At 37.9% G+C, this 8,173-nt stretch carries 7 protein-coding genes and 1 pseudogene; 6 read left to right on the forward strand and 2 right to left on the reverse strand.

What is annotated here, in order from left to right; genetic code table 11:
* Both AMDU4_RS11490 and AMDU4_RS11495 read left to right on the forward strand, forming a co-directional pair.
* Positions 1 to 778 (forward strand): MFS transporter (locus AMDU4_RS11490; RefSeq protein WP_021788138.1); only part of this gene is annotated, 778 nt, incomplete at its 5' end.
* 29 nt (positions 779 to 807) lie between these two features.
* On the forward strand, positions 808 to 2,070 hold the full coding sequence (locus tag AMDU4_RS11495) for an MFS transporter (protein WP_021788139.1): 1,263 nt from the start codon (positions 808 to 810) through the stop codon (positions 2,068 to 2,070).
* A gap of 69 nt (positions 2,071 to 2,139) precedes the next feature.
* Here AMDU4_RS11495 and AMDU4_RS11500 read toward each other — a convergent pair whose 3' ends face one another.
* Complete coding sequence (locus AMDU4_RS11500) at positions 2,140 to 2,874, reverse strand: class I fructose-bisphosphate aldolase (protein ID WP_021788140.1); 735 nt, start codon at positions 2,872 to 2,874, stop codon at positions 2,140 to 2,142.
* Between the two features lie 123 nt (positions 2,875 to 2,997).
* Here AMDU4_RS11500 and AMDU4_RS11505 point away from each other — a divergent pair, with 123 nt between their 5' ends.
* The 4 genes and pseudogenes from AMDU4_RS11505 to AMDU4_RS11520 all read left to right on the forward strand — a co-directional run bounded on the left by AMDU4_RS11505 (position 2,998) and on the right by AMDU4_RS11520 (position 6,985).
* On the forward strand, positions 2,998 to 4,455 hold the full coding sequence (locus AMDU4_RS11505; RefSeq protein WP_021788141.1) for an APC family permease: 1,458 nt from the start codon (positions 2,998 to 3,000) through the stop codon (positions 4,453 to 4,455).
* A gap of 37 nt (positions 4,456 to 4,492) precedes the next feature.
* A pseudogene (locus tag AMDU4_RS11510) lies at positions 4,493 to 4,809 on the forward strand (alcohol dehydrogenase catalytic domain-containing protein); the annotation flags it as partial.
* 210 nt (positions 4,810 to 5,019) lie between these two features.
* The gene (locus AMDU4_RS11515) at positions 5,020 to 5,514 is read left to right on the forward strand and encodes a zinc-binding dehydrogenase (protein WP_290705218.1); all 495 of its coding nucleotides are present in this window, start codon (positions 5,020 to 5,022) and stop codon (positions 5,512 to 5,514) included.
* A gap of 70 nt (positions 5,515 to 5,584) precedes the next feature.
* Complete coding sequence (locus AMDU4_RS11520; protein WP_021788144.1) at positions 5,585 to 6,985, forward strand: FGGY-family carbohydrate kinase; 1,401 nt, start codon at positions 5,585 to 5,587, stop codon at positions 6,983 to 6,985.
* 42 nt (positions 6,986 to 7,027) lie between these two features.
* Here the strand turns inward: AMDU4_RS11520 and AMDU4_RS11525 are convergent, their stop codons facing one another.
* Positions 7,028 to 8,065: a transposase gene (locus tag AMDU4_RS11525; protein ID WP_021788104.1), complete on the reverse strand. Its 1,038-nt coding sequence runs from the start codon at positions 8,063 to 8,065 to the stop codon at positions 7,028 to 7,030.
* Positions 8,066 to 8,173 lie beyond the last annotated feature (108 nt).

Consider the following 8,173-nt stretch of genomic DNA (forward strand, 5'->3'; position numbering starts at 1 on the left):
GGTCGACTCTGAGGATCCCCTGATGGGGTACAGCATTACCGGTTTTCTTATTGGTACAGCTTACAGGCAATATGTCCTTGTTTTAATATCAATAGTTGTTATAATTACTGCCTTCCTGTCAGCAAATACTATAAAGAAATCGGATATTATAATAAAACAGGACAAGCCAGGGATAGGAAAATTATTCATGGACATGTTCAATTTAAAGGAGGGCATAAAGAACTACATATATGTAGTAATTGGGAGTTTTATGGTGTTTTCTGGAGTTATTGGTCTGTCGTTTTTCGAACTTTATTTTTTTAAGTATATATTGCATTATGCAAATCCAGCATATTACGTTTCAATAGCCGGCATTGTGGTGCTTATTGCATCTGCGGCCGCATCATTTGTTTTCGGTGTGTTATCTGACAGAATAGGCAGAAAAAATATTCTTATTTATATAACGGTTATCGGTGGAATAGCTATGATCCTTATTCCCGAATTCGAAAAATTTGTTTATTTTCTTGTGCTTGGTTCTGTAATAGGAATATCCTATGGAGTTTTCATGAGTGTCTCAGATGCACTTGCCAGTGATATGGCACCACCAGGCAGTTCTGGAAAGTTTATGGGATATTACAATATTGCTATCGGAGGTGCATCCTCTCTTTCTCCCTTAATATATGGGCTTATTCTTTATTTTTCCAGTTCGTATTCACTGGGTTTCAGATACGTATTCTATGCTGCCGGCATATTCTTCTTCATAGGATTTGCGATGTTTTATAAAATAAGAAAGGATTAATTTATAAGCTATTTTCATATTGATTGTGAATGAGCAGGTATTCCCTGAAGTCCTTCAGGTATATTTTTGGCATGAATTCCGTATATCTTGGCAGCAATTATCTCTGGACTTCTTTTGAATCATTGTTTCTTCCATATGAGATAGAATTATTACTGCCTGTAGATGTTCAGGCAATTTATCTTGGGCTCATTGCCTTTTTCGGCATAATTATAGGGATTGCCTTTAACTTCATTTCAGGGACATTATCCGACCGTATCCGTTCAAGGCTTGGAAAGAGAAGGCCGATGATTTTACTGGGGTCTATTATTGTCGTGTTTGCACTTGTGCTTTTTATCCTCATCAAGGATAGCCTGACTGCCATATTTATTATTTATATTCTTATAGAAATTGGGTCTAATGTTGCATATGGATCTTACAGGCCACTGATCAGGGACGTGATACCCCCATCACAGAGAGGGGCGTCCTCTGGAATCGGCGGGTTTTTTACTCTTATTGGCTCTGCCCTCGGATTTGGCCTTTCTGGGCTCCTCATTGGAACGGGGAGAATAGAACTTGCCTCAATTCTTATTCTTATAACAATAATTGCAGGAGCCTCTGTGACGGTGCTGACAATTAAAAAGGAGGACTACATAAGCAATTCAGAGATTATCAGCAGGAGGTTGCTAAAAGTCCTTAGAAGTGCCAGCAAATCTGGAAAATTTAAGTGGATGGCTATAGCTAATTTCTTTATAACAATAGGAAGTTCTGGACTGGTGTTTTTTGAATATTATTATTTTGAGTATGCGCTTGGCCTTAAGAATGCGGCAATATATGTTGCCATATCAGGAGTTTCAATATTGGTTATATCGGCTATTTCCACTGTGGCTATAGGAATATTATCAGATCGAATAAATAAGGATGTTCTTCTACTTTCCTTCCCACTCATAAGCGGATTTAGCATATTCTTTATTTCATTTATACATTCGTTTTATCTGTTCTTAATTCTTGGTTCTCTTATAGGCATCGCATATGGAAATTATTTTACTATTACAAATTCATACCTGAGCTTCATTGTCCCACATGGAAGTGTGGGCAAATACCTGGCCATATTTCTTGTTTCCACCGAAATAGGCGCAGCATTTTCTCCCTTAATATACGGCATAGTGCTTTATATATTCAGGGGCACGGGAGCACTTGCATATTCCAGGCTTTTCGAGCTTTCATCAATATTTTATTTTCTTGGTTTCATTCTCATATTTTTAAAAGTGGTCAACAGGAAAAACCTTATCAAAGCTCAAAGTAAAGGACAGTGAAAAGCTAGCTGCTCCTTTCGCCGTAAATGGCTGTGGCATTCATAGCTCTAAAATTATTGTTTAAAAAAATTAGCTGTGCACTATTTTTGATACATTTTTAACTACATCTGGTGTTTCCTCATTCCAGCCCCATAGATTTCTCCCCATGGCTATGCCATTAACACCACTGTCCATTGCATTTTGCACATATTTCAATACATCTTGCGGAGTATTCATTCTATCGCCGCCAGCTATTACTATGGGTCTTCTGGTTCTTTGAACCTGATCCTTCATCCCGTGGAAATAGAATGTTTTAATGACGTCCGTTCCTAGTTCCAGGCCAAGCCTTATGCAATGTGAAATTATTTCAGGGTTTTTGTTCTCAGCATTAGGGTATATATGGCTGATAATAGGAATATCAAACTTATTGGCCTGCCTGATTACCCTGGAAAGTTCTTCTAACCTGCGTTGTTCCTGTTCGGCACCAATATATAGCTCATAAGATACGGCCACAGGATCATAGGATATTGCCTCCTCCACATCAGTGAACATAATAAGGTCATAGGGATTAGGCGCCAGCGACGTTACCCCATTTAGTTTGTAAATTAATTCCACGCTGTTTAAAACCTTTGAGTCTATAGTTTGAACCGTTCCCTTGTTAAGTATAACAGCGTCAATGTATGGGGAATTCTTTTTAATAGTTGCCTCAATATCATAAAGCCCCTTTTGCTCTCCCATTGGAATTCCATGATCCATCGCCATTATCAAAATTCGCTTCCCCCTGAACAGTCTATACATTCTATGTTCTCTGCCATATTGAACCATAATTATCAGGCTGTAATCACATGTATTATATTAAATTTGTCTGGAACACTTTATAAACCATCTTATATAAACGATCAGGAGGATTATAGAAAAGTTTAAATAGAATATATAGGTTCAGGTAAAATGAGTGACAATGTTAAGCATTCGCTTGGCAAAAACAAAATTGGTTTATGGGCCATGGCTTTCATGACGGTTGCTGCCATATATCCTATGGCAATGGCCGTGTCAAATGCGGCGGCTGCCGTTGAATTTGGAGGATTTGCCGCACCTTTGATTCCCATTATTGGAGCTGTTTTGATATTACTGGCAACTGTTCCTATCCTGGAATACAGCAGAATTGCATCGTTCAGTGGAGGCTATTATGGGCTAGCCGAACTTGCATTTGGAAAGTCTGTTGGCAAATTTGTTGGCCTGGAAAATCTATTTTATTTCTTCTCTTTTGATGTTTTAACTTCTACCGCCTTCGCTTATGTTATTTATACTTCACTGACATATATTTCTAATTACTCTTTGCCGTCATGGCTATTTATCCTGATTTCCATCGCATTTATGTTTGCTATGTTCTTAATTACTGTTCTTGACCTTTCAATATCAGCGAAGATTGTCATAATATCCGGAATACTTCAAGTAATAGTACTTGTAATTTACTCCGCCATAGTTATAATAAGGTCTCCCTATAATTCCCTGCAGGCATTTAACCCTGCCAGCGCACCCAGTGGCTTAAGTGGACTCTTTTTGGGAGTAATACTGGCAGGATTCCTATTTTATACTGGTTATGGAGTGCCCTTATTCTTTTCTGAAGAAGGCAAGGCTTCGTTCAAAGATGTCTGGAAGGCAATAGTTATCGGGGTCATAATACCAACTGTCGTGGGTGTAATAGCCATATATGCTGAAGTGGTAGCAGTAGGTCTTCCACATGCAAGCGCCCTTACAAGCGATCTCAGTCCCGGACTGGCGGCATTCATCCCCTATCTTGGAATTCCTGCGGCAGTACTGTTCGTATTTGTCGCCCTACTGGGGCAAGGATTTGGTGGATTTGTTCCTGGCATGACCACAGCAAGGCTTCTCTATTCCATGTCCAGGGATAATTTCCTCGGTGGAAAAAGCTTAACAAAAATTTCAAAACGGGGTGCACCGGTAAATGCGGCAATAGTGAATCTCGTAATTGGATTACTTGCAACTGTAGTTGATGAGATTGTAATGATACACTTTTACGGTTTAAGCCAGGGCGTATTCGATGCGCTGTTTCTGGCCGGGAGCATGGCTGTCGCCTTTTGGTTTATCCATCATATTATCCCTGATCTTAGCTTAGCCATATACCTGCATAGAAAAAAGATCAACCTTATGACACCCAGAAATCTCCTGATTTCAATTATTGCCCCTGCTGGTGCAATAATATTGTTTGTATATTCTTTCTATCAGGGGTACAGCAATCTTACAGAGCCATATTTTGGGGGATTAATATTTGTATTTATCCTGGCAATTGCATCCGTAATATTTATAGCAATAAAATATAAGACTAACACGCTGGGAGATTCTTATATTTCCAAAAATGTGGATTTAGAAAATCTGGAAAAATAAAAACAAATATTTTTTAATACCTTTTATATCATATAAAATGAAATCCGCCGTTTATTTAGGTAAGGAAAATATTAGAGTTGAAGATTTAGATATTCCACAGATTTCTGATGGAGAATTATTATTAAGAGTAAAAGCAGTTGGCGTTTGCCCTACAGATGTGAAGGCATTTTATTCAGGTTCAAGTTCTATTGCCACGCCCCGAATTTTGGGGCATGAGGTTTCAGGCATAATTGAAAAGAGCAATCAGATGAATTTGCTGTAGGGGCCCGTGTCAATGTAGCTGCGGATAGCCCTTGCATGGTATGTGATAGATGCCTGAGGGGGCTTCACAATATGTGCAGAAATTTAACAAGCCTGGGAGTGAATGTGGATGGAGGATATAGCGAATTCATGCGCATTCCAGCTGATTATATCAAAAATGGCATGGTTATTCAATTATCAGATAATGTTTCATTTATAGAAGGAACCTTCGTAGAGCCTGTGGCTGTTTCAATAAATGCCCTTTCCCTGGCCAGGCCGGAAAAAATAAGAAAAGCCATTATTATAGGTGATGGGCCAAATGCAATGATACACCTACAATTATTGAAAAAATATTATAAAGTTCCAGAAGTGTATGTTACGGGCATTATTGAATCCAGGCTTCAAATGGCAAGAAATTTTGGGGCATCGAAGGCCATAGATATAGTACATGATCATGATAGCCTGGAAAATATAAAAGGCAACATGGATTTTATTGATATTACAATAGGAAACAGAAAGGCCCTTGACCAGGCTCTTACATTTATTGATGCTGGCACCTATCTTGTCGTATTTGGAGGGTCATTGGAGGATTCTATAATAACTACCTCTATGAATCAATTGCATTATAACCAGGTAACCTATACAGGTTCCACTGGAACAACCCTGGAGCATTATAATGAGGCTGCGGGTATTGTCAATAATAAAATTTTAGACCTTGAAAATATTATATCAAAGGCATTTCCAATAGAAACAATTAAGGATGCTTTCTTATATTCAAGGGAATTAAAAGGAATGAAAGGTGCTATAACATTCGATTGATAAAAAGCTAAACACTTATTCTACAACAGGAATTATTATATTTGTAAATATATTCCTGTTTTTATACTATATGGTTAAAGAAAAACTAATAGCTGGTGTAGATATAGGATCATCCTCCATTAAATGGGCTATATACTATTCAGCTAATGGAAAGATTTTAGATTCTGGGAGTATAAGATATCCCCATGGAACTTTTGACAGGGATAATATAGATGTAAATACCATTGCCCATATATATCTGAGACTATTGAATAATCTTAATGATCGTGGTGTGTCCTATGTGGGTATGTCAACCATGGCGCCAATACTTGTTTGCATCAACTCAGAAAAACTTCCACTCACCGGAATACCGTATAATTCACTGCAAGGATCAGAATTTTTGCAGGAACTGGATTACGATTATATAAGAAAAATTACTTTAAATGTTCCAAACGTTCAATTTTTCTATCAAAAAATTAAGTGGATGGAAAAACATGTGAAAAATATATTACCGGCGACAAAATGGATAGTAGACCTTAACGGTTTTTTGTTTACAAAAATAAACAAAAATTCTGAAATGCCGGTGCAAGATGTAAATACGGCTCTAGAGTGGGGCCTGCTGAACCATAAAACCTTCTTTTGGGAATCTTATATGGTAGAGAATCTGGGGATAGCAAATAAATTGCCGGAACTCGTTAGCCCCGAATATTCATGTGAGTATAAAAATATGGTTATTAGTATAGGAACGGTTGACACCATAGTTTCGGCTCTAGGATCCATTGGAATCGATTCTAACAAATTTTTTATCAGCAATGGTTCAACCCTGTGCGCCGGTTTTGTCTCGGAGAACCCGCTAAATGTCAAAACACTTTATAATGATATATACTTCGAGGGGAAATATCTGATCAATGGATGCAATTCGCAGTATTCCACAATTTTAGAGTGGGCTGAGAGAAATTTCAAAAGAAGCATAGATATAAATAAAATAGACATGAACCCTAGAAATGTTATTTTTCTTCCATATCTTGAGGGTGAGAGATGCCCTATATTTAATACAGAAATTAGGGCTGGATTTTATGGCATTGATAAATGGACAACAAATAATGACATGATAGCATCCATTGTACATAGCCTTGCATATTTAACCGTTGATATGATAGATAATCTCCTGATGTATGGAGAGGGAGATCGACAGTTCAATGGAATTATTGCCGGTGGGGGAATGTCAAAAATAAATATTGGATCTGTTGTAGCTGCCCTTACCAACTTAAGATATGAAATTGCAGGAATTGAGCCCACTACATTGGGGGCAATGTTAATTGCAATGAGAAGTAATGGCATGATAGACAGATACCCAACGACAACAAAATCATACGGATTGAAAATAGATTACGAGATAGAGCCGAATACAAGTGTTTTAACGCATAAGAAAAGTTATGAACAGTTTAAAAAGTATCGGGATTCAATATTAAGAATTCTAAGTGAAATGTAAAACTTTTCTGCCTATATAATTTACCGGGTGTGGGACACTATTCTAAAATCTACCCATATTGAACAGGTTGTGCCACACGCCGGTGCAGAATAGTGCATTATCTATTCTGTCATCCCTTCTCTGTGCTACATTCCATCCAAGCATCTTCTTGTCTGCAGCAAATCCAGATTCTGAATTGCTTCTCTGATGGTACTCTTCCAGGTATGGCATGGTATTCTCAATAAAATCTTTCATTGTTTTTTTCCATTTCAGAGATCCATTCAGTGTGGAATTCTTCTTCGGTATTACGAATACCTTTGTTTCCCCAAGTTTATCCATGTATGATGGAGAGGAGTAATACCTGTCCAGTCGTATGGAATCCATTTCTATACCTATTGAGGAAAGAAGATCCATTGCTCTGTCATAAGCACTCCTCTCAGATTTCATTGATGAACCGAAGGCAATGTACATCCTTGATTTAAGGTCCATTATGGCAAATGAATATGCAAACAATCTTTTCTTATGTGACTTTGATTTCTTTCCATCCTTTTCCCCAGTGGTTTTAGGATTCTCCTTGGCAAGATCCTTAAGCTTCTGTGCATATGATTCATAGTTCTTCTTCACAGTAAGGGAATAACCTGTACCATCACCTGTTGCACTGGAATTCGTAATATCCTTTTTCCCCAGTATGAGTACATGCAGGTTGTGTACTGCAATTATGACCTCCTCATCTGAATATAGTCTTTCTATGGTTTTGTATGATACATCTATTCCTGATAACATGGAGAATATGGCAAGCATGTTTGCAAACATCCTGTTTGATTCACCCACAAGCTGCTTGATCATCAACAGCTTGACCCTCTGTTCCAGGGTGAGAGAATGTGGATGTCCAGCTCTTGGAACTATCCGTATCATTGAAACAGCTTCATTTATCAATGGATCAAGATCCTCCATCGCCATCTTGATTCTCTGTGCAAATTCTTGCTCGTAGGTTCTCCAGTCCCTTTCCTTTTTAGGGTGTTCAAGTACATATTTCTTTGATAGGATGCTGTCAAGTTCATGCAGTTTATCCTTAATGTCCCCGGATACGATTCTTGACATAAATGGTAATGTAACAAAAGGTTAAATAGTTATCTATAGATATCCATATACATGGTAAGAAGACTTGAAGTGGATAATGGAAAACTTATACTGACCGAAAATGAGATG

The sequence above is a fragment of the Ferroplasma sp. Type II genome (assembly GCF_000496155.1).